This is a genomic window from Geodermatophilus sp. URMC 62 (assembly GCF_052931475.1).
In genome coordinates this window covers 772863-793242 of the sequence record NZ_JBRFHY010000001.1, presented here as the reverse complement: position 1 = coordinate 793242, position 20380 = coordinate 772863, and the positions used below count along the sequence as shown (strand labels likewise).

General features: G+C 77.2%; 19 protein-coding genes. 11 read left to right on the top strand and 8 right to left on the bottom strand.

Translation table 11 applies throughout. The features are described 5' to 3' along the window. Positions 1–3 precede the first annotated feature (3 nt). Entirely contained in the window at positions 4–3393 is a 3390-nt protein-coding gene (locus ACU616_RS03765; RefSeq protein WP_446757154.1) for a UvrD-helicase domain-containing protein, read from the top strand. Positions 3394–3432: 39 nt separating this feature from the next. Here ACU616_RS03765 and ACU616_RS03760 read toward each other — a convergent pair whose 3' ends face one another. Together ACU616_RS03760 and ACU616_RS03755 are read right to left on the bottom strand one after the other, a co-directional pair. Beyond that, positions 3433–3933, bottom strand: a complete 501-nt coding sequence (locus tag ACU616_RS03760) for a GNAT family N-acetyltransferase (RefSeq protein ID WP_446757153.1) — start codon at positions 3931–3933, stop codon at positions 3433–3435. After that, on the bottom strand, positions 3930–4766 hold the full coding sequence (locus ACU616_RS03755; protein WP_446757152.1) for an alpha/beta fold hydrolase: 837 nt from the start codon (positions 4764–4766) through the stop codon (positions 3930–3932). The genes ACU616_RS03760 and ACU616_RS03755 overlap by 4 nt, the downstream gene beginning before the upstream one ends. 46 nt (positions 4767–4812) lie before the next feature. On the opposite strand from ACU616_RS03755, the gene ACU616_RS03750 reads away from it, so the two are divergent. From ACU616_RS03750 to nudC, 5 genes are all read left to right on the top strand, one after another. Continuing rightward, positions 4813–6216 (top strand): M20/M25/M40 family metallo-hydrolase, encoded by a 1404-nt coding sequence (locus ACU616_RS03750; RefSeq protein ID WP_446757151.1) that lies wholly within the window; start codon positions 4813–4815, stop codon positions 6214–6216. 68 nt (positions 6217–6284) lie between these two features. Continuing rightward, positions 6285–7184: a DUF2510 domain-containing protein gene (locus ACU616_RS03745; RefSeq protein ID WP_446757150.1), complete on the top strand. Its 900-nt coding sequence runs from the start codon at positions 6285–6287 to the stop codon at positions 7182–7184. A 290-nt stretch (positions 7185–7474) separates the two neighbouring features. Then, positions 7475–8785: a M16 family metallopeptidase gene (locus ACU616_RS03740; RefSeq protein WP_446757149.1), complete on the top strand. Its 1311-nt coding sequence runs from the start codon at positions 7475–7477 to the stop codon at positions 8783–8785. After that, entirely contained in the window at positions 8782–10164 is a 1383-nt protein-coding gene (locus ACU616_RS03735; RefSeq protein ID WP_446757148.1) for a M16 family metallopeptidase, read from the top strand. The genes ACU616_RS03740 and ACU616_RS03735 overlap by 4 nt, the downstream gene beginning before the upstream one ends. After that, complete coding sequence (gene nudC, locus ACU616_RS03730; RefSeq protein ID WP_446757147.1) at positions 10161–11120, top strand: NAD(+) diphosphatase; 960 nt, start codon at positions 10161–10163, stop codon at positions 11118–11120. The genes ACU616_RS03735 and nudC overlap by 4 nt, the downstream gene beginning before the upstream one ends. A gap of 83 nt (positions 11121–11203) precedes the next feature. Here nudC and ACU616_RS03725 read toward each other — a convergent pair whose 3' ends face one another. The 3 genes from ACU616_RS03725 to ACU616_RS03715 form a co-directional block, all read right to left on the bottom strand. Further along, the gene (locus ACU616_RS03725) at positions 11204–11551 is read right to left on the bottom strand and encodes a hypothetical protein (protein ID WP_446757146.1); all 348 of its coding nucleotides are present in this window, start codon (positions 11549–11551) and stop codon (positions 11204–11206) included. A gap of 311 nt (positions 11552–11862) precedes the next feature. Further along, positions 11863–12546 carry an ANTAR domain-containing protein gene (locus tag ACU616_RS03720; RefSeq protein ID WP_446757145.1) on the bottom strand — a complete coding sequence of 228 codons (684 nt, stop codon included), beginning with the start codon at positions 12544–12546 and terminating at the stop codon, positions 11863–11865. Between the two features lie 121 nt (positions 12547–12667). Beyond that, complete coding sequence (locus ACU616_RS03715; RefSeq protein WP_446757144.1) at positions 12668–12931, bottom strand: mycoredoxin; 264 nt, start codon at positions 12929–12931, stop codon at positions 12668–12670. A 204-nt stretch (positions 12932–13135) separates the two neighbouring features. Here ACU616_RS03715 and ACU616_RS03710 point away from each other — a divergent pair, with 204 nt between their 5' ends. The 4 genes from ACU616_RS03710 to ACU616_RS03695 all read left to right on the top strand — a co-directional run bounded on the left by ACU616_RS03710 (position 13136) and on the right by ACU616_RS03695 (position 16497). Continuing rightward, a complete protein-coding gene (locus tag ACU616_RS03710) occupies positions 13136–15178 on the top strand; it encodes an ATP-dependent helicase (RefSeq protein ID WP_446757143.1) in 2043 nt (680 codons plus the stop codon). Positions 15179–15370: 192 nt separating this feature from the next. Next, on the top strand, positions 15371–15769 hold the full coding sequence (locus tag ACU616_RS03705) for a hypothetical protein (protein WP_446757142.1): 399 nt from the start codon (positions 15371–15373) through the stop codon (positions 15767–15769). 142 nt (positions 15770–15911) lie between these two features. Further along, complete coding sequence (locus ACU616_RS03700) at positions 15912–16259, top strand: WhiB family transcriptional regulator (RefSeq protein WP_446757141.1); 348 nt, start codon at positions 15912–15914, stop codon at positions 16257–16259. A 73-nt stretch (positions 16260–16332) separates the two neighbouring features. After that, positions 16333–16497 (top strand): hypothetical protein, encoded by a 165-nt coding sequence (locus tag ACU616_RS03695; protein ID WP_446757140.1) that lies wholly within the window; start codon positions 16333–16335, stop codon positions 16495–16497. 165 nt (positions 16498–16662) lie between these two features. On the opposite strand, the gene ACU616_RS03690 is transcribed toward ACU616_RS03695, so the two are convergent. The 3 genes from ACU616_RS03690 to ACU616_RS03680 form a co-directional block, all read right to left on the bottom strand. Continuing rightward, positions 16663–17985: an ABC1 kinase family protein gene (locus ACU616_RS03690; protein WP_446757139.1), complete on the bottom strand. Its 1323-nt coding sequence runs from the start codon at positions 17983–17985 to the stop codon at positions 16663–16665. Beyond that, entirely contained in the window at positions 17982–19100 is a 1119-nt protein-coding gene (locus tag ACU616_RS03685) for a ThiF family adenylyltransferase (RefSeq protein ID WP_446757138.1), read from the bottom strand. The genes ACU616_RS03690 and ACU616_RS03685 overlap by 4 nt, the downstream gene beginning before the upstream one ends. Positions 19101–19256: 156 nt before the next feature. Then, positions 19257–19409: a DUF5679 domain-containing protein gene (locus ACU616_RS03680; RefSeq protein WP_012950213.1), complete on the bottom strand. Its 153-nt coding sequence runs from the start codon at positions 19407–19409 to the stop codon at positions 19257–19259. Between the two features lie 374 nt (positions 19410–19783). Here ACU616_RS03680 and ACU616_RS03675 point away from each other — a divergent pair, with 374 nt between their 5' ends. Then, complete coding sequence (locus ACU616_RS03675) at positions 19784–20377, top strand: M48 metallopeptidase family protein (RefSeq protein ID WP_446757137.1); 594 nt, start codon at positions 19784–19786, stop codon at positions 20375–20377. The last annotated feature ends 3 nt before the right edge of the window (positions 20378–20380 follow it).

The window sequence follows — 20380 nt, the reverse complement described above, 5'->3', positions numbered from 1 at the left end:
TGCGTGAGCCGCCGGACACCGGCGCCGGTCGAGGAACAGCTCTCGTTCGACGACGAGCTCTTCGGGACCGCGCCCGAGCCGGTGCGTGAGCGGCGGCTGCTCACGCCGGCCGAGGTCGCCGCCCGCTGCGGGCTGTCCTATGCGCCCTCACCCGAGCAGGCCGGGGTGGTGTCCGCGCCGGCCGACCGGCCGCTGGTCGTCGTCGCCGGCGCCGGGTCGGGCAAGACCGAGACGATGGCGGCCCGCGTCTGCTGGCTGGTGGCCAACGAGCTGGTCGCGCCCGACGCGATCCTGGGCCTGACGTTCACCCGCAAGGCCGCCAGCGAGCTGGGCGAGCGCATCCGGATCCGGCTGGCGGCGCTCGCCCGGCACCCGGAGACCGACCCCGCGCTGCGGGAGCGGCTGGCCGTGGCGGCGCCCACGGTGTCGACCTACCACGGCTACGCCGCGTCGCTGGTCTCCGAGCACGGCCTGCGGATCGGGGTCGAGCCCGGCGCCGGCGTCCTCGGCCCGGCCATGTGCTGGGGGCAGGCGTCCTCCGTCGTCTCGGGCTGGACCGGAGACATGGACGACGTCCCGCTCAGCCCGCTGACCACCGTCGAGGACGTGCTGGCGCTGGCCGGCGAGCTCGGCGAGCACGACGTCACCGCCGACCGGCTGCGGGCGTGGACCGCGCAGCTGGAGCAGCGGATCGCCGGCTACCCCGACGCCAAGGGCAAGCGCGGCCCGTACGCGCCGGTGCGGGAGATGCTCGCCCGCCAGCGCGCCCGCGTGGCGCTGCTGCCGCTGGTCGAGGCCTTCGAGGCGCGCAAGCGGGCCGCCGGCGCGATCGACCACTCCGACCAGGTGGCGCTGGCCGCCCGGGTCGCCGTCACCGCGCCCGAGGTGGGGCGCCGCGAGCGGGCCCGCTGGCCGGTGGTGCTGCTCGACGAGTACCAGGACACCAGCGTCGGCCAGCTGCGGATGCTCGAGGCGCTGTTCGGGGGCCCGAGCGGGCACGCGGTGCTCGCCGTCGGCGACCCGCGCCAGTCGATCTACGGCTGGCGCGGCGCCTCGGCCGGCACGATCGAGCGCTTCGACCGCACCTTCCCCGGCGTCCGCGGGCGGCGGGCCGAGCGGCTCACCCTGGCCACCAGCTGGCGCAACGACGGCGCCGTCCTCGCCGTCGCCAACGCCGTCGCCGGGCTGCTGCCCGCCCCCGAGGTGCCGCTGCCCGACCTCACCCCGGCACCGGGGGCCGGCCCGGGACTGGTCGCCGCCGGGCTGTACGCGACGGTCGCCGAGGAGACCGAGGCGCTGGCCGACCGGCTGGCCGCCTGCTGGCGCGGCGAGGACCCGGCGCTGCCGCCGCGGCCCGACGGCCGCCCGCCCACCACGGCCGTGCTCGTCCGCACCCGCAAGCAGCTGCCGGGCATCGCCGCCGCGCTGCGCGCCCGCGGCCTGCCGGTCACCGTGGTGGGCCTCGGCGGCCTGCTCGAGGTGCCCGAGGTCTCCGACGTCGTCGCCACCCTCACCGTGCTCGTCGACCCGACCGCCGGCGACGCCCTGGGCCGGCTGCTCACCGGCGCCCGGTGGCGGATCGGCCCCCGCGACCTCGCCGCGCTCGAGGCCCGCGCCCGGGCGCTGGTGCAGTCGCGCCGGGCCGCCCGGGAGGACGACGACCCCGCCGCCCGGCCGTCCGAGCGCGGCAGCATCGTCGAGGCGCTCGACGACCTCGGCGACCCGTCGGCCTACTCCGCCGTGGCCCACCGGCGGCTGCGGCGCCTGGGTGCGGAGCTGGCGCACCTGCGCGGGCGGCTGGGCGACGCGCTGCCGGACCTGGTCGACGAGGTCGCCCGCACGCTGGGCCTGGAGACCGAGCTGGCCAGCGCGCCCGGCGTCAGCCCGGCCGCGGCGCGGGCGCACCTCGACGCCCTGCACGGCGTGGCCGCCGAGTTCACCGAGCTGGCCGAGCTGCCCTCGCTGCCGGCGTTCCTGGGCTACCTGAAGGACGCCGAGGAGCGCGAGCGGGGGCTCGAACCCGGCGAGGTCGCCGTCGACCCCGAGTCGGTCCAGCTGCTCACCGGCCACTCGGCCAAGGGCCTGGAGTGGGACGTCGTCGCCGTCCCCGGCATGACCGCCGACCAGTTCCCGGCGCGCACCGACACCGCCGACTCGTGGGTCAAGGACCCCGGCGCGGTCCCGGTCGACCTGCGCACCACCGACCGCGCCGAGCTGCCGCAGCTGCGCCTGCCGGTGCCCGGCTCCGGCGACCAGGCCGCGGTGCGGGCCGCACTCGAGGACTACGTCGAGGCGTGGAAGGACTTCGGCACGGCCGAGGAGATCCGCCTGGGCTACGTCGCGGTCACCCGCGCCAAGCACCTGCTGGTCTGCTCGGGCAGCTGGTGGCGCGAGGGCGTCCGGCCCAACGGCCCCTCGGTGCTGCTCGACACCGTCCGCCGGGCCTGCGCCGCCGGTGCCGGTGTCGTCGTGGCCTGGGCCGAGCGGCCGGAGGAGGGGGCGACCAACCCGGCGCTGGACGAGTGGCCGGTCGGGGTGTGGCCGGCCGACCCGCTGTCCCCGCCCCGCCGCCGCGCGCTCACCGCCGCCGCCGAGCTGGTGGCCGCGACCCCACCGCACCCGCTGGACGCCGCCGCCGTCCTCGGCACCGGCGACCCGGTGGTGGCCGACTGGGTCCGCGACGCCGACCTGCTGCTGCGCGAGCGCCGGCGCTCCGCCCGGCCGACCGTCGAGGTGCCGCTGCCCAGCCACCTGTCGGTGTCGGAGCTGGTCGCGCTGCGCCGCGATCCCGCGGGGCTGGCCCGGCGGCTGCGCCGGCCGCTGCCGGCCGCGCCCGCGCCGCTGGCCCGCCGCGGCACCGCCTTCCACGCCTGGCTGGAGGAGCGCTTCGGCGCCGCGCGGCTGCTCGACCTCGACGAGCTGCCCGGCTCCGGCGACGAGGGCGCCCCGCCCGACGGCGCGCTGGGGGCCCTGCAGGAGGCGTTCCTGGCCAGCCCGTGGGCCGACCGGCAGCCGGTCGAGGTCGAGGTGCCGTTCGAGACGCCGCTGGGCCCGCTGACCCTGCGCGGCCGCATCGACGCGGTCTTCGGCGACGGCGACGGCGGCTTCGAGGTCGTCGACTGGAAGACCGGCCCGCCGCCGTCCGGGGCGGAGCTGGCCGCCGCGGCGGTGCAGCTGGCCGCCTACCGGCTGGGCTGGTCGCGGCTGGCCGGGGTCCCGGTCGAGCAGGTCAGCGCCGGGTTCCACCACGTCGCCGCCGGCGTCACCGTGCGCCCGGTCGACCTGCTCGACGAGGCCGGCCTGCTCGCCCTCGTCACCGGTGAGGACCTACCTGAGGAACCTCCGGACGACGAGCTGCCCCCGCCGCCGGAGGAGGACCCGGAACCCGGGTGACGCGGCCCGCGGCCCGGCGGCGTGCTGCGGGCGCGGGCCTCAGGACGGCGCGGTGGGCGCCGTGCCGTACTGCACGACGGGTGCCCCGGACGGGGTCCGGAGGGACGTCTCCTCGGTCAGGCCGAGCCTGCGCGCGACCGCCCGGGAGGCGGCGTTGTCCGCGTGCACCAGCGCGACCACCCGGGGCACCGCGAGGGTCCGCGCCCGGTCGAGCACCGTGCGCGCCGCCGTCGTCGCGGTGCCCTGCCCCCAGAACCGGCGGCCGAGCCGCCAGCCGATCTCCGGCACCCCGGTGGGCCCCCACGGCTGGGTCCAGGGCTGGACGCCGGTGAACCCGGCGACCTCCTCGCCGACGAGGACCGTGAACAGGCACAGGCCGGTGCTCTCCGCCAGCTCCTGCTGCCGCCGCACGAACGCCCGGTACCACGCCCGGTCCCGCACCTCGCCGGTACCGACGTACCGCATGACCTCGGTGTCGTCGAACAGGTCCGCCCAGGTCCCGGCGTCCTCCGGGGTCGGGACGCGGAGCCGCACGGTCACGTCGACGCGACGCGGTCCAGGATCGCGGCGGCCAGCTCGTCCGGGGCCTGCTCGGGGATCCAGTGGCTGACGCCGGCCAGCTCGACGAAGCGGTAGTCGCCGGTGACGTGCTCGGCGCAGCCCTCGGCGGCGATCCGGCCGATCGCGATGTCGCCGTCGCTCCACACGTAGGTGGTCGGCACCGGAACGTCGTCGACCGGCGTGGCCGAGCTCATCGCGCGGTACCAGTTCAGTGCCGCGGTGAGCGCGCCCGGCGCCGACAGCACCGCCACGTACTCGTCGACGGCCTCGCGGTCCACGGCGTCGCCGAACATGCGCCGCAGCCGGCGGGCGTCGTCGGCCAGCAGCACCTCCTCGGCCTTGCCCTCCTGCCAGAACAGCCGGATGTAGGCGGAGCGCTCCTTCTGCTCGGGGTCGCTGCGCCAGGCCGCGGTGAACGCGGTGGGGTGCGGCACCGAGACGGCGGTCAGCGAGCGCACCCGGTCCTCGTGCCAGGCGGCCAGCGCCCAGGCGACGGTGGCGCCCCAGTCGTGCCCGACCACGTCGGCCACCGGGACGTCCACGGCCGTCATGAGATCGGCGGTGACCTGCGCGAGGTTGGTCAGCGCGTACGCGTCGACGTCGAGCGGCCGCGCGCCGGGGGAGTAGCCGAGCTGGTCGACCGCGTAGGTGCGCAACCCCGCCTCGGTCAGCCGCGGCGTCACCGCCGCCCACGACAGCGACGTCTCGGGGAAGCCGTGCAGCAGCAGCACCGGCCGCCCGTCCTCGGGTCCGTCGGCCCGCACGTCGAAGCCGAGGTCACCGACGTCCACTCGCAACAGCTCTCCGGCCATGGGCCGGAACCTAGCCGGTGGCAGTCCGCGATTACCGTCGGCGACCATGACGAGCCCGGAACGCGCCTTCGTGCAGGCCCACCTCGACGACCTGCACGCCGACCTCGACGCCTGGCTGCGCATCCCGTCGATCTCCGCCGACCCCGCGCACGCCGCCGACGTCGCCGCCAGCGCCGAGTGGCTGGCCGCCGCGCTGCGGCGCACCGGCTTCCCCGTCGTCGAGGTGTGGGAGACCGCCGGGGCCCCGGCCGTCTACGCCGAGTGGCCGGCGGCCGACGACGGCGCCCCGGTGGCCCTCGTCTACGGCCACCACGACGTGCAGCCGGTCGACCCGCTCGAGCTGTGGGAGCACCCGCCGTTCGAGCCCACCCGCGTCGAGGGCCCGGACGGCCCGGAGCTGCACGCCCGCGGCGCCATCGACGACAAGGGCAACGTCGCGATGCACCTGCTCGGCATCCGCGCGCACCTGGCGGCCACCGGCCGCGACACCCCCGCCGTCACGGTCAAGCTGCTGGTCGAGGGCGAGGAGGAGTCCGGCTCCCCGCACTTCGCCGACCTGCTGCGCGAGCGCGCCGGCCGGCTGGCCTGCGACGTCGTCGTCGTGAGCGACACCGGCATGGCCGCCCCGGACGTCCCCAGCGCCGTCGTCGCCATGCGCGGCCTGGCCGACGCCGAGATCACCCTGCGCGGCCCCGCGGTCGACCTGCACTCGGGCTCGTTCGGCGGCGCCGTCCCCAACCCGCTGCACGCCATGGCGTCCCTGCTCGCCGCGCTGCACGACGAGCACGGCCGGGTCACCCTGCCCGGCTTCTACGACGAGGTGCGCGTGCTGACCGACCGCGAGCGCGAGCTGATGGGCCGCGTGCCCTTCGACGAGGCCGCCTGGCTCGCCGGGCCGGCCGCCTCCCGCGCCACCGCCGGCGAGGAGGGCTTCAGCACGCTGGAGCGCATCGGCGCCCGCCCGACGGCCGAGGTCAACGGCGTGTGGGGCGGGTACACCGGCCCCGGCCACAAGACGATCATCCCGGCCGAGGCGCACGCCAAGCTCACCTTCCGGCTGGTGGCCGACCAGCGGCCCGGCGACGTCGGCCCGGTCCTGCGCGAGTGGGTCGAGCAGCACCTGCCCGAGGGCATCGAGTCCGAGGTGCACACCCCGCCCGGTGGTGTCGCCCCGTGCGCCAGCGACCTCGACTCGCCGCACACGGCGGCCCTGCTCCGCGCGATCGGGCAGGCCTTCGACACCGCCCCGGACGACGTGCTGTTCACCCGCGAGGGCGGCAGCGGCCCCGAGGCCGATCTGGTCGAGGTGCTCGGTGCCCCGCTGGTGTTCCTCGGCGTCGGGCTGCCCACCGACCGCATCCACTCGCCCAACGAGCGGGTGCTGCTGCCGATGCTGTACCGCGGCGCGGAGGCCGCGGCGCACCTGTGGCGGGAGCTGGCGGCACGCTGACCCGCGACGGGGGACCCGCGGCGACGCGGGTGCCGGGGAACGGGCCGGCCGGGACCTAGCCTGACCGCGTGACCGGACCCGGACAGCCGAGCGCCCCCGCGGGGTGGTACCCCGACCCCGACGGCGCCGCCGGGATGGTGCGCTGGTGGGACGGGGCGGGCTGGTCGGACGTCACGACGCCGGCCGGCCCGGGCGTCGCGGTGCACACACCGGTGTCCGCGCCGGCCGCGCCGCCGTCGCAGCAGCCACAGCCGCCGTCGTCCGCGGCGCCCTGGGCGCCCGTCGCCGCCCCGCCGCGCCACCGCGCCGCCTGGTGGGTCGGCGGTGGCGTGCTCGCCGTGGTGGCCGTGGTCGTCCTCGCCCTGGTGGTGGGCCTGTCGGGCCGCAGCGGCACGGCGACGACGACCGACACCACCGTGGCGGGCTCCCCGTCGGCCGGGACGACGTTCCCGCCGGGCACCGTGCGGATCGTCGACGAGGACTCCGGGATCTCCTACCCGTTCCTCGGCACCGGCTGGTACGAGTACGACCTCGGCCCGATGACCGAGACCCGCACGATCGCCGGGCAGTACTTCACCACCCAGGAGCAGACCCCGGCCGGCGTCTTCATCGCCCAGTGCACCTCGGGTCCGGTGTCCGACGGCTTCGGCTGGACCGGCCCCGGCAGCGAGCAGGCCACCGTCACCGCGCTGGCCGACAGCGTCCGCGTGGCCTACTACCCCCAACCGAACGAGCGCGAGGTGCTCCGCGACGAGGCGCTCACCGTCGACGGCCACGCCGCGCACCTGATCGAGTTCCAGCTCGGCTGGGACGTCGAGGGCTACGACTCCACGGGAGAGCGGGCGGCGCTGGTCGTGGTCGACGTCGGCCGTCCGGACCCCGCGCTGCTCTACCTCTCGATCCCCAACACCCACGCGGAGCTCTACGGGGTCATCGACCGGGTCGTCGGCGACATCGACGTGCTGTGACACCGCGGTCCTCCGGACCGCACCGCGCCCACGAGGACCTCGGTGGCCCCACGTCTCGCTCGCTCGGGCGGAGGGCCCAGGCGGCGAGGCCGATCGACGCGCCGAGCCCGACTCCGGCCACCGGGCCCCGCTGCCCGTCCTCCCTCACGGCAGCGCGTCCTCCCTCACCGCAGCGCGTCCTCCCTCACCGCCCACCGTGGGGGAGGACGCGCCACGATCAGGTCACCTGATCCCGGCTCCGTCCCCCGACCGCCCGGCGGGGCGTCGTCCGGCGCGGTTAGGGTCGGTCCGTGACATCAGCTGGGGCCGACCTGATCCTGCGGCACCCGGTGGAGCGCTTCTCGCTGGACAACGGGCTGCGGGTCGTCCTCGCGCCCGACCGCAGCGTGCCGGTCGTCGCCGTGACCGTCTTCTACGACGTGGGCATGCGCAACGAGCCGGAGGGCCGCACCGGCTTCGCCCACCTCTTCGAGCACGTGATGTTCCAGGGTTCGGCGCACGTGCCGAAGATGGAGCACGCCCGCCTGGTGCAGGCCGCCGGCGGCACGTTCAACGGCTCGACGCACCAGGACTACACGAACTACTACGAGGCCCTGCCGGCCGAGGCGCTCGAGCGCGCGCTGTTCCTCGAGGCCGACCGCATGGCCGCGCCGGCGATCACCGAGGAGAACCTCCGCAACCAGATCGACGTGGTCAAGGAGGAGATCCGGGTCAACGTGCTCAACCGGCCCTACGGCGCCTTCCCCTGGCTGCAGCTGCCGCAGCTGGCCTTCGACAGCTTCGCCAACACCCACGACGGCTACGGCTCCTTCGTCGACCTGGAGAGCTCCACCGTCGCCGACGCCACCGACTTCTTCTCCCGCTACTACGCCCCCGGCAACGCCGTCCTGTGCATCGGCGGCGACCTCGACGTCGGCGAGACCGAGCGGCTGGTGCGCCGCTGGTTCGGCGCGGTCGAGGCGCGCGACGTGCCGCCGACGCCGTTCACCGGCGAGCCCTCGCCGACCACGGTGCGCTCGGGCGTCGTCGAGGACCGGCTGGCCCCCGCGCCGGCCGTCGCCCTCGGCTGGCGGGTGCCCGACCCGGTCGGCGACCTCGACACCTACCTCGGCACCGTGCTGCTGGCCGAGCTGCTCAGCGAGGGCGACGCCTCGCGGCTGGAGCGCCGGCTGGTGCACGACGACCGGCTGGCGGTGGCGCAGAGCAGCTACGTGGGCCTCTTCGGCGACCCGTTCGACGTCCGCGACGCCACCCTGCTGACCACCCAGGTGCACCACCCCGCCGCCGTGCCGGTGGAGGACGTCCTCGGTGCGGTGCACGAGGAGATCGCCCGGGTGGCCACCGAGGGTGTCACCGTCGAGGAGCTGGCCCGGGTGCAGGCCCGCACCAGCGCACAACTGCTGCGCGAGGCCGACTCGGTGCTCGGCCGCACCCTGGGCTTCGCCGCCGCGGAGCTGGTGCACGGCCGCGCCGAGCTGGCCGGGGAGATCGCCGCCCGGCTGGCCGCGGTTCCCCCCGACGAGGTGCAGGCGGCGGCGAAGGGGCTCGACCCCGGCACCGCCGCGGTGCTGGAGCTGCGGGCCACCGGGGGTGCCCGGTGAGCGCGCCGGTCCTGGACCTCGACCTCGTCCCGCCGCTGGGCGAACCCCGCCCGCAGCCGGTGCCGGAGGTGGTGACGACGACGCTGCCCAGCGGGCTCGCCGTCGTCGTCGTCCCGCGGCCCGGCGTCCCGCTGGTCGAGCTGCGGCTGCGGGTGCCCTTCGCCGCCACCTCCCCGCGCGGCGCCGCCCAGCACACCGCCCGGGCGTCGGTGCTCTCCGGCGCCGTCCTCCTCGGGACGGCGCGGCACGACGCCACCGGCATCGCCGAGCTGCTGCAGGGCCACGGCGCCGAGCTGTCGGTGGCCGCCGACCCCGACCGGCTGCTGTTCTCCACGACGCTGCTGTCCGAGGGGCTCGCGCCGGTCCTCGGCGTGCTCGCCGAGGTGCTCACGCAGGCGGCCTACCCGACCGACCGGGTGGACGCCGAGCGCGACCGCGTGGCCGAGCGGATCGCCATCGCCCGCTCCCAGCCCGGCGTCATCGCGCGGACGGCGCTGGCCGCCCGCCGCTACGGCACCCACCCCTACGCCGCCCAGCTGCCGACGCCGGAGCTGGTCAGCAGGGTCGGGGCGGCCGCGCTGCGCCGGCTGCACCGCGAGCGGGTGCTGCCCACCGGCAGCACCCTGGTGCTCGTCGGCGACCTCGACGCCGGCCGGGCCACCGACGCCGTCGCCGACGCGCTGGGGGAGTGGACCGGCGAGGGCACCGCGGCCGGCGCCCCGCCGGCCCCCACGCTCGCCCCCGGGCACCTGGAGGTGGCCGACCGGCCCGGCGCGGTGCAGTCCAACATCCGCCTCGGCGGACCGGCCCCGGGCCGCACCGACCCCGACCTGCCCGCCGTCCGGCTGGCCGGCATGGTCTTCGGCGGCTACTTCTCCTCGCGGCTGGTCGAGAACATCCGCGAGCGGCGCGGCTACTCCTACAGCCCGCGCAGCGCCGTCGACCACCTCGCCGCCGCTTCCTCGTTCCTCGTCGAGGCCGACGTCGCCACCGAGGTCACCGGCCCGGCGTTCCTGGAGACCTGGGCCGAGCTCGGCCGGATGGCGCTGGCGCCGGTCACCGAGGCCGAGCTGGACGCCGCCCGGCGCTACGTGCTGGGCAGCATGGCGCTGTCCACCGCGACGCACGCCGGTCTGGCCAGCACGCTCTCGGCGCTGGCCGGGTCGGGTCTGTCCGCCGAGTGGCTGGCCGAGCACCAGCGCGCGCTGGCCGAGGTCACCATCGAGCAGGTGCAGGAGGCCGCGCGGCGCTACCTGGCCCCGGCCGCGCTCACCGGCGTCGTCGTGGGTGACGCCGAGCGGGTCACCGACTCCCTGCGCGCCCTGGGCCCGGTCGACGTCACCGCCAGCGCCGCCGCGACGGCACCGGAGCCGGCATGAGCGTCCCGCCCGGCGGGAGCACGCCGGACGACGTGAGGCCCACCCGGGAGAGCTGGCCCGCCGGCACCCGGGCGACCACCGGTGCGGTGCCGGTGCTGTCGCGCTCGGCGCACGACCGCGCGCACCTGGCGCGGTCGCTGCCCGACCCGACGCGGGGCCGCCCGGTGCGGGTGCTCACCGTCGACGAGCGGCGCGCCGTGCCCGTCGTCGAGACCGACGGCGGCCCGGCGCTGGTGTGGGACGAGCAGCCCGAGCTGCCGGTCGGGGCGGTGTACCTCGGCGAGGCCGACGGCGTCCCGTACGCGGCCGTCCGGGGGGAGCGGGCGCTGACGGTCAACGGCCGGGCGGTGGACCTGTGGACCGGGCTGCGCGAGGTGGGCGCCGACCTCGGGGACCTCGACGCCGGCCTGCTCGCCGAGGCCATCGGCATCCTGGAGTGGCACGAGCGCGCCCGGTTCAGCCCCGTGTCCGGTGCCCCCACGACGATCGAGCGGGCCGGCTGGGTGCAGCGCGACCCGGTCACCGGCACCGAGCTGTTCCCGCGCACCGACCCGGCGGTGATCATGCTCGTGCACGACGGCGGCGACCGCTGCGTGCTCGGCCGCCAGGCGGTGTGGCCGCCCGGGCGGTTCTCGATCCTCGCGGGGTTCGTCGAGCCGGGGGAGTCCGCCGAGGGCGCGGTGGCCCGGGAGGTGGCCGAGGAGGTCGGCCTGGCCGTCACCGACATCCGCTACGTGAGCAGCCAGCCGTGGCCGTTCCCGCAGTCGCTGATGCTCGGGTTCGTCGCGCGGGCCGAGGGCGACCTGGAGCTGCGGCTGGACCCCACGGAGATCGAGGAGGCCCGCTGGTGGACCCGCGAGGAGCTCGCCACCGGCCGCGGTCCCGAGGCGCTGCCGCCGCCGGTGTCGATCGCCCGGCACATCATCGACCGCTGGATCGCCGGCGACCTGGGCTGAGCCACGATCAGCCCACCTGATCGTCGAGCGTCCTCCCTCACCGCCCACCGTGAGGGAGGACGCGCCACGATCAGGTCACCTGATCACCGCGGCGGCGCGGCCCACCGGTTCTGCAGCACCAGCGCCGGGTGCTCGGGCCGGTCGGCCAGCACCACCGCGTCGGCCAGCGCGGCGGGGTCGACCTCGTCGTCGTAGCGGTCGAAGGCGGGCAGCTCCCATGACTGCTCCGCGGGGAACCGCCGGCGGCGCGCGGCCGGCGCCACCCGCAGGTGCACCACGACGTCGAAGGCCAGCCCCACGCCCTGCAGCAGCGCCCCCGGCACGAGCAGCACCCCGCCGGGCGGCACCGGCCGGTAACCGGCGCGGGCGGCGCGGTCGCGCTCGACGTCCCACAGCACGGGCAGGTACTCGCCCGGACCACCCGGCCCCACCCGGTCGAGCACCTCGCGGGCCAGCGCCCCGGTGTCGAGCCAGTCGGTGTAGCGCGCGTCGGGGTCGGTGCGGCCGTGCTCCAGGCGCAGCGAGGCCGGCCGGAGGAACCCGGCAGCGGGGACGACGACCGCGGGCCGGCCGAGGACGGGCAGCCGCCCGGCGACGGCGGCGGCGAGGTCCGCCGGCGCGGCGACGTCGGGGCCGTCGACGGCGACCCGCAGCGCAGCGGCCCCGGGCAGGGGCTCGACGTCGGCGAGGAGAGCGGCCAGCCGCTGGGCCAGCGCACCGGGGGTCAGCGGCTGCGGACCGCTCAGCGGCGGCCGTCCGCGGGCGACGCCGGGCCGGGCCGGCTGGTGCCGCGCTCGACCCGCCGGCCGGCGGTCCGCCGCGGTGCGGGTGGGACCGCGCCCGGCGCCGTCTCGGCGGCCGGTGCGGGAGCGGCCGGTGCGGGAGCGGCCGGTGCGGGAGCGGCCGGTGCGACGGGTGCGGCCGGCGGCGGCTCGCCCGGCAGCCGCTCCAGCGTCGCGAGCACCTCGCGGGCGAGCTCGTGCACCGGGCGGCCGAAGGACCGGGCCTGGGCCCGCAGCGCCTCGAACGCCGCGCGGGGCGTGGTGGTGTGCCGCTCGGCGAGCACGCCGATGGCTCGCTCGGTGGCCACGCGCGAGGCCAGCGCGTGCTCGAGCTGGGCGACGGTGCGCTCCAGCGCCGCGATCCGGACCTCGTGCGGGTCGGCCGCCACCTCGTCGGCCGCCGGACCGCGGGCCGCCCGGCGGGCGGTGCGGTCGGGTTCGGCGGGGGCACCCAGCTCCTCGGCGACGAGGTCGGCCAGGGACATGCCCTCCAGGAGGTCCCCGACGTCCTCGGCGCGGCCGGGCGCGAACACGCTCCAGCCGCGACCGGTCCGGGCGACGACGACGGCCGGCCGGTCCGCCGGGTCACCGGGGGAGGAGCAGGACGTGTCGACGGCGGTGAGGTGCACGGCGTCCGAGGTCACGGCAGCGGCTCCCGGGGCTGGTCCGGCCGGGGGGCCGGGGACGGTCGGGGGCCACGGTCTCGACCCGCCGAGGGTCGATGATGCACCGTCGGGGGTCGGTGACCGTGCACCCCCCGCCGTCTCAGGCGCCGGGCTGCTGCGCCAGCTGGGCCTTCACCTGGTCGATGCTGGGGTTGGTCAGGGCGCTGCCGTCGGCGAACACGAGGGTCGGCACCGTGCGGTTGCCCCCGTTGGCGTTCATCACGACGTCGGCGGCGGCCTCGTCGCGCTCGATGTCGACCTCGGAGTAGGTGATGCCCTCCATCTGCATGAGCTTCTTCAGCCGCACGCAGTACCCGCACCAGGTGGTGGTGTACATCGTCACGGCGGCGGGTGCGGCAGTCACTCGGGGTCCTCCAGGCAGTCGGTGGGTGCGGGGCGCACGGCGTCCTGGGCAGGGCAACACCCCGACCGCGGCGGACCTTCCCCGTCCCCACCCGCGCCGCCGTCCCCAGGCCCGGGGTGTCCCTGCCGGGTGTCGTCCCCGGCTGGGAGACTCGGGGGACGGTCGCGCGACCGCCCGCCCGCACACCACCTGGAGGGACCCCGCATGCCGCGGACAGCCGACGCACCCGGACGTGCCGCCGGGTCCCCGGCTCCCTCCGCCGCGGGCGCCGAGGCGGTGCTGGCCGGTCTCGACGAGGAGCAGCGGACGGCGGCGCAGGTCGTCACGGGACCGCTCTGCATCCTCGCTGGCGCCGGGACGGGGAAGACCCGCACCATCACCCACCGCATCGCCTACGGCGTGCACACCGGCGCCTTCGTGCCCGAGCAGGTGCTGGCGGTGACCTTCACCGCCCGGGCGGCCGGGGAGCTGCGCACCCGATTGGCCGGCCTCGGCGTCGGCGGGGTGCAGGCCCGCACGTTCCACGCCGCGGCGATGCGCCAGCTGCGCTACTTCGCCCCGCGCGTGCTCGGCGGGCCGCTGCCGCCGCTGATCGAGAACAAGCTGCGCGTGGTGGCCTCGGCGGCGACCCGCAACCGGTTGACCACCGACCGCACCAGCCTGCGCGACCTCGCCAGCGAGATCGAGTGGGCCAAGACCACGCTGGCCACGCCGGAGGACTACGCCAAGCGGGCGCAGGCGGCGGGGCGGGAGCCGCCGTTCGAGGCGGACGCCGTGGCGCGGGTGTACGCCTCCTACGAGTCGGCCAAGCAGCGCGACGGGTCGCTGGACTTCGAGGACCTGCTGCTGGTCACCGCGTTCGCGCTCGAGGAGCACCCCGACGTCGCCCGGCAGGTGCGGGCGCAGTACCGGTACTTCGTCGTCGACGAGTACCAGGACGTCAACCCGCTGCAGCAGCGGCTGCTCGACGCCTGGCTCGGCGGGCGTGCCGACGTCTGCGTGGTCGGTGACCCCAACCAGACCATCTACTCCTTCACCGGCGCCGACCCCGACCACCTGCTCGGCTTCGCCGACCGCTATCCCGACGCGGAGGTGGTCAAGCTCGAGCGCGACTACCGGTCCACCCCCCAGGTGGTCGCGCTGGCCAACAAGCTGATCGGCCAGGCGCCGCCGCGGAAGGGGCTGCCGGGCCTGCGGCTGCTCGGTCAGCGCGCCGAGGGGCCCGCGCCGCGCTTCTTCGAGCACCCCGACGAGCCCACCGAGGCCGCCGCGGTCGCGCAGGCCTGCCGCGCCCTGGTCGAGGCGGGGACGCCGGCCGCCGAGATCGCCGTCCTGTTCCGGATCAACGCCCAGTCCCAGGTCTACGAGTCCGCGCTCGCCGACGCGGGGGTGCCCTACGTCCTCAAGGGCGGCGAGCGGTTCTTCGAGCGGCCCGAGGTGCGCGAGGCCGTCGTGCTGCTGCGCGGGGCCGCGGCCGGCGGCAGCGAGCCCGGCGCGCTGGTGCCCACCGTGCGCGACGTGCTGGCCTCGACCGGCTGGGTCGAGCACCGGCCGCCGGCCGGCGGTGCGGCGCGCGACCGGTGGCAGTCGCTGGCCGCGCTGGTCGACCTCGCCGTCGACCTGGTCGCCGAGGACCCGACCGTCGACCTGCCGCGCTTCGTCGCGCACCTCGCCGAGCGGGCCGACGCCCAGCACGCGCCCACCGTCCAGGGGGTCACCCTGGCCTCGATGCACGCGGCCAAGGGCCTGGAGTGGGACGCGGTGTTCGTCGTCGGCCTGGTCGACGGCGTGCTGCCGATCGCCCAGTCGCTGTCGCGGCCCGAGGCGGTGGAGGAGGAGCGCCGGCTGCTCTACGTCGCGGTCACCCGGGCCCGCGAGCAGCTGACGCTGTCCTGGTCGCTGGTCCGCAACCCCGGTGCCCGGCGCCCGCGTCCCCGGAGCCGCTTCCTCGAGGGCCTGGTGCCCGGGTCCACGCCGTCGGCGGCGCCGGTGCCGCGGAAGGCCAAGAAGGTCAAGGTCGTCCTCGACGGTGAGGCGGGAGAGCTGTTCGAGCGGCTGCGCGCCTGGCGCAGCAGCGCCGCGCAGGCGGCGTCGGTGCCGGCCTACGTCGTCTTCACCGACGCCACGCTGCAGGCCATCGCCGAGGCCAGGCCGGCCAGCCTGCGCGAGCTGTCGGGGCTGCCGGGCGTGGGGGCCCGCAAGCTCGAGCTCTACGGCGAGGACGTGCTGGCGACGATCGGCGACTGACCGCATACGGCGGGTGTCGACGGTGCGGGGTGGGCTGGGCCCGTGCCGCGGGCGGAGGACGGCGCCGTTAATTGCGTTGCGCCGGATCTGTGACCGCCCCTACTGTCCGATCTGCGCCTGGCGGAACCCCTCGGGCGCGCCAGACCGAGCCCGGCCCGACCGCCGGCTCCGACCCCGGGAGGAGGGGTAACCGTGACCGACACCTCGTGGATCTGCACCCCCGCCGGGGTCTCCGGCCCGGGTGCCCTCGCCGCGCGTGCGCCGCAGGCCGGTGCGCTGGGTGGCGTCACGCCGTCCGTGCGTCCACGCCGGGCCGTCGTCCGGGCCATGACGCCGTTCGCCCTCACCGGGACCGGCCTCGCGGCCGCCGGCGTCGCTGTGCACGGAACCGGTCTGCCCACCGCCGGCCTCGCCGCCACCGACGTCCTCGGCACCGGCGTCCTCGGCGCCGGCTTCCTCGGCACCGCCGTCATCGGGACCGACGTCTTCGGTATCGGCGCCCGCACCGGCGTCCTCCGTACCACCACCGACCCGAAGCCCACCACGAGCACCACCCTCGGGATCCCTCCCCCGAGGAGACCGCAGAGCTAGCCGCTCGTCCGGTCCTCCTCGAGGCCGCGGAACCCGAACCCGGGATCCGCGGCCTCTTCGTCTCTCGCGGCACCCGGCCCCGACCACCCGGTCGGCGGGCCCCCGCCGGCCGCGCACACGACGAGTACGAGGAGGAGCGGCAGTGCAGCAGACGATCGCCCGCCCGACGTCCCACCGCCGACCCGGGCTCCCCCGGACCGGCGACGCCACCCCGAGGGCCCCGCGCCCGCCGCTGGCCCCGGCACCGGTGCGGCGGACCCTGCCGTGCCGCGGGTCCGACGACCCGGACCTGTGGTTCGCCGAGAGCCCGGCGCTGCTCGAGCAGGCCAAGGTCCTGTGCGGCGACTGCCCGGTCCGCGACGCCTGCCTGGCCGGCGCGCTCGACCGTGGCGAGCCCTGGGGCGTCTGGGGCGGCGAGATCTTCGAGCGGGGTGTCGTCATCCCGCGCAAGCGCCCGCGGGGCCGGCCCCGCAAGGTCGTCGCGGCGTAGCCGCGGCCGGCATCCGACACCGACACCCGTACACCGCGCGGGCTCTCCACCCGCCGAGCACCGAGGAACCGAGATGAGCACCTACGAGTACGAGCTCGCCACCACCCGGCTGCGCGAGCTGCGGGCCGAGGCCGACGCCGCCGCCCGCGCGCGCCGGCTGCTCGCCGCCCGGCGGTGGACCCGGCGCGCGGAGTACGCCACCCGGCGTGCCGCGCGCGCCAGCGCCGCCGTCCGGTAGCGGCCCGCTGCCCCCACCGTGCGCACGCGCCCGGTGAGGGCAGCGCCGCCGTCCGCAGGGGCCGTCCCTGCGGGCCCCATCCGCGGGGGCCCGACCCCCCACCGGCCGAGGCCGGGTCCCGGACGCTCCCGGTGCGTCCGGGACCCGGCCTCCTCGGCGTCGTGGTCAGGCGACGAAGCCGGGCAGCCACTCCTCGCAGACGCTGCGGTAGTCGGCGGCGGCGTCGAGCTGGCAGAGCACGCCGATCGAGCCGATCGTCACGCGGTGGATGAGCAGGTAGGCCGGCGGCAGGTTGAGCAGGCGGCCCAGCCGGTTGGCCTCGCTGCGCGGGTCGGCGAGGCGGGCGGCCTGGTCCTGCATCCACGCGCGGGTGAAGCGGAAGCCGTGGCGCTCGATCGGCTCGAGCATCGGCCGCAGGTAGTCGAGCACGCCCTGGGCGTCGACCTGGACGCCCGGGCGGACGAAGCCCTCGGTGCGCAGGTCGGCCAGGACGTCCTCGGCGCGTCCCTCCAGCGCCCAGCGCACCAGCCGGCCGATCGGCTCGGGCAGTCCGTCGGGCAGCCGGGCGGTGGCGCCGAAGTCGATGACGCCCAGCCGGTCGCCGTCGACCAGCCGGAAGTTGCCCGGGTGCGGGTCGGCGTGCAGGAGACCGGCCCGGTGCGGCGCGGAGAAGTGCAGGACCGCCATCAGGTGCCCGGCGCGGTCGCGCTGCTCCGGGGTGCCCTCGGCGATCACCCGCGACAGCGGCAGGCCCTCCAGCCACTCGGAGACGATGACCTTGGGCGCGCTGGCGACCACCCGCGGGACGACGATCAGCGGGTCGCCGGCGTAGGCCGCGGCGAACTGCCGCTGCGCGTCGGCCTCGAGCCCGTAGTCGAGCTCCTCCACCACCCGCGCCTTGAGCTCGGCGATCAGCGGCTTGACGTCCAGACCGGGGAAGAGCGCGGCGAACAACCGGGCGAAGCGGGCCAGCTGGTTGAGGTCGGCCATGAGCGCGGTGGCCGCCCCCGGGTACTGGATCTTGACGGCCACCTCGCGGCCGTCGCGCCAGGTGGCGCGGTGCACCTGACCGATGCTGGCGGCCGCGGCCGGGGCGTCGTCGAACTCCCGGAACCGGGTGCGCCAGGTACCGCCGAGCTGCTGGGCGAGCACCGCGTGCACGGTGCGCACCGGCATCGGCGGCGCCTCCTCCTGGAGCTTGACCAGCGCCTCGCGGTAGGGCGCGGCCACCTCGTCGGGCACCGCGGCCTCGAAGACCGACAGCGTCTGCCCGAGCTTCATCGCGCCGCCCTTGAGCTGCCCGAGCACGGCGAACAGCTGCTCGGCGGTGCGCTGCTGCAGCTCGGCGGTCACGGCCTCCTGGGGCTGACCCGACAGGCGCTTGCCGATGCCCAGCGTGGCGCGCCCGGCCGCACCGAGGGGCAGCGAGGCCAGTCGCGCGGTGCGCGAGATCGAGCCCCTGGGGATCCCCCGTGCGTCGTCGCTCACCGTGCCATTGTCCCCTGCGCAGGGCTCGGGCCGCTGGCGGGACCGGGTGTCCCGTGCGCCCGGGCAGCCGGTGACGGGTCGGGGCCGGTGCACCCACAGCCGGGATGGGGCGGCCACCGGCGCAGCCGGGGCGCGAGGTCGGGCGGGCGGAGCTCGACGACGGCGGACAGCGCCGCGGGGCTGCTACTGCCGTCGAGGTAGGCCAGTGCCTGCTGCGCGGCGGCCAGCGCGGTGGCCCAGCAGGTGAGCGTGGCGCCGCTCGGCACGACCGCGGCGGCGGTGAGCTGTGCGGCCAGCACCGGCCACCGCGGGTCGGCGTCGCGACGGTGCAGGTCGGCGCAGCGCAGGCAGCTGGTCACCCCCGGCACCACCAGCGGCCCGATGACGCCGGTCTCGCCGCGCACGGTCGCGACCAGGTGCGCCACCCCGGCGTCGTGCAGCCCGGCCACGAGTGGGTCGGAGGCCGACCAGGGCCGGGAGAGCACGACGAGGTCGGGGACGGCGCCCGGCGGCAGGGGCCGCAGGTCGGTGAGCGGACTGGCCCGGCGGACGGCGTCCGCGGCGGCCTGGCGTCGCGGGCGGCCCTCGTCGGCGGCGGTGAGCCCACCGACGACGGCGTCCCCGGCGGCCACGGCGCCCTCGTCGCGGACGGCGACGCGCCCCACCCCGCTGGCCGCGAGCAGTGCCGCCACCGGGACGCCGACCCGCGTGGCGCCCTCGACCACCACCGACGCCGCGTGCCGGGCGTGCCAGCGGGAGGAGCCGGCGCGGTCGCGGGCGGCGGGCAGCTCCGCGGCCGCACGGGCGGTGGCGGCCGGCCCCGCGTCGGCGGCGAGCAGGTCGGCGGCCCCGAGGTCGACCAGCGTGCCGGCGGCCCGCAGCCGGTCGAGCAGCTCGCCGACCGAGCCGGGGTCCAGACCCGCCGCGCCGGCGTCGGCGAGGACCACCCGCTGGGCGCGCCGGCCGTCCAGGCCACGCAGCAGGCCGGCGACCGTGGCCGGGTCGGCGCCGACCAGCAGGCCGTCGGCGCCGTCGACACCGCCCACCTGGAGGGCGTCGGGCCCGCGCTGCAGCAGCGGCGTGCCGGGTGGCAGGAGGGGGTGGGCGTCGGACACCGGGGCAGCGTGGCAGGGGAGGGGGCCGGCGTGCCGGCGCTGTCCACAGGTGCGGAGACGACGACGGCGGCCTCCCGCAGTGCGGGACGCCGCCGTGTCGCCCTCCTGCAGGGGCCCGCCACGGACCTGCGAGCGGGCGGGCAGGAGGGTCCTCCCTCAGGCCTTGCCGAGGATCCGGTTCATCTTCGTGCCGCACACCGGGCAGGTGCCCTGTGCCATCCGGCGACCGGACTCGCTGACCTTGACCTCGCCGTCGAAGTCCCGCTTCTCCTTGCACTTCACGCAGTAGCCGTTGTAGCTCTCCGCCACGGTGCCTCCTCGTCGTCGGGCCGCTCGGCGTCCGTCCCCGGCCGCCGCCGTCGTCGGGGAACGCTACCCGGGTGGTCCGACGGGCCCCGGTACGACGGGCGGTCGGGCCCCGGCCGTGTGCCCACAGCCTGTGGACGACCCTGTGGAAGGCGTGGGGACGCGGCGGCGTGTCGCTGTGCGCATCCCGGGGACGGGCCGGGGGACGCCGCGCCGTCGCCACCGGTCGCGCGCCCGCCACCTGCACCCATCGGACCGCCGCACTGTGGACGGGGTCACGGGAGGCGGACCGCGGCTGTCCACCGTCCGTGCGACTCGTACCCGTGCGGGTGGCTCCCGCCGCCGCACCGGCCGGTGGCGGGAACTACGGTCCAGTCGTGCGCGGTGCGACGTCCGACTCCCCGTCCGGCCCTCCCTCTGCACCGGGGCCGGTCGAGGTGCGCCGCAGCGCGCGCCGGCGCCGGACGGTGACCGCCTACCGGGAGTCCGGCCGGACGATCGTGCTCATCCCGGCGGCCTTCACCCCGGCCGAGGAGCGGCGGTGGGTGGCCCAGATGGTGGCCAAGCTGCAGACCCGCGAGGAGCGCCGCCGGCGCTCGATGGGCGGGGACGACGAGCTGATGGCGCGGGCGCGGGCGCTGTCGGCGGCGCACCTCGACGGGGTCGCCCGGCCGACCAGCGTCCGGTGGGTGGGCAACCAGCAGCGGCGGTGGGGCTCCTGCACGCCCGCCGACGGCAGCATCCGGCTGTCGAGCCGGCTGCGCACCATGCCCGAGTACGTCGTCGACTACGTCCTGGTGCACGAGCTGGCCCACCTGCTGGAGCCCGGCCACGACGCCCGGTTCTGGGCCCTGGTGGCCCGCTACCCGCGCGCCGAGCGGGCCCGCGGCTTCCTCGAGGGCGTGGAGTCCGCCCGCGCCGACGGGGCGGACGCCGACGGCGGGAACGGAGCCGGCGACCTCGTCGACTGAGGG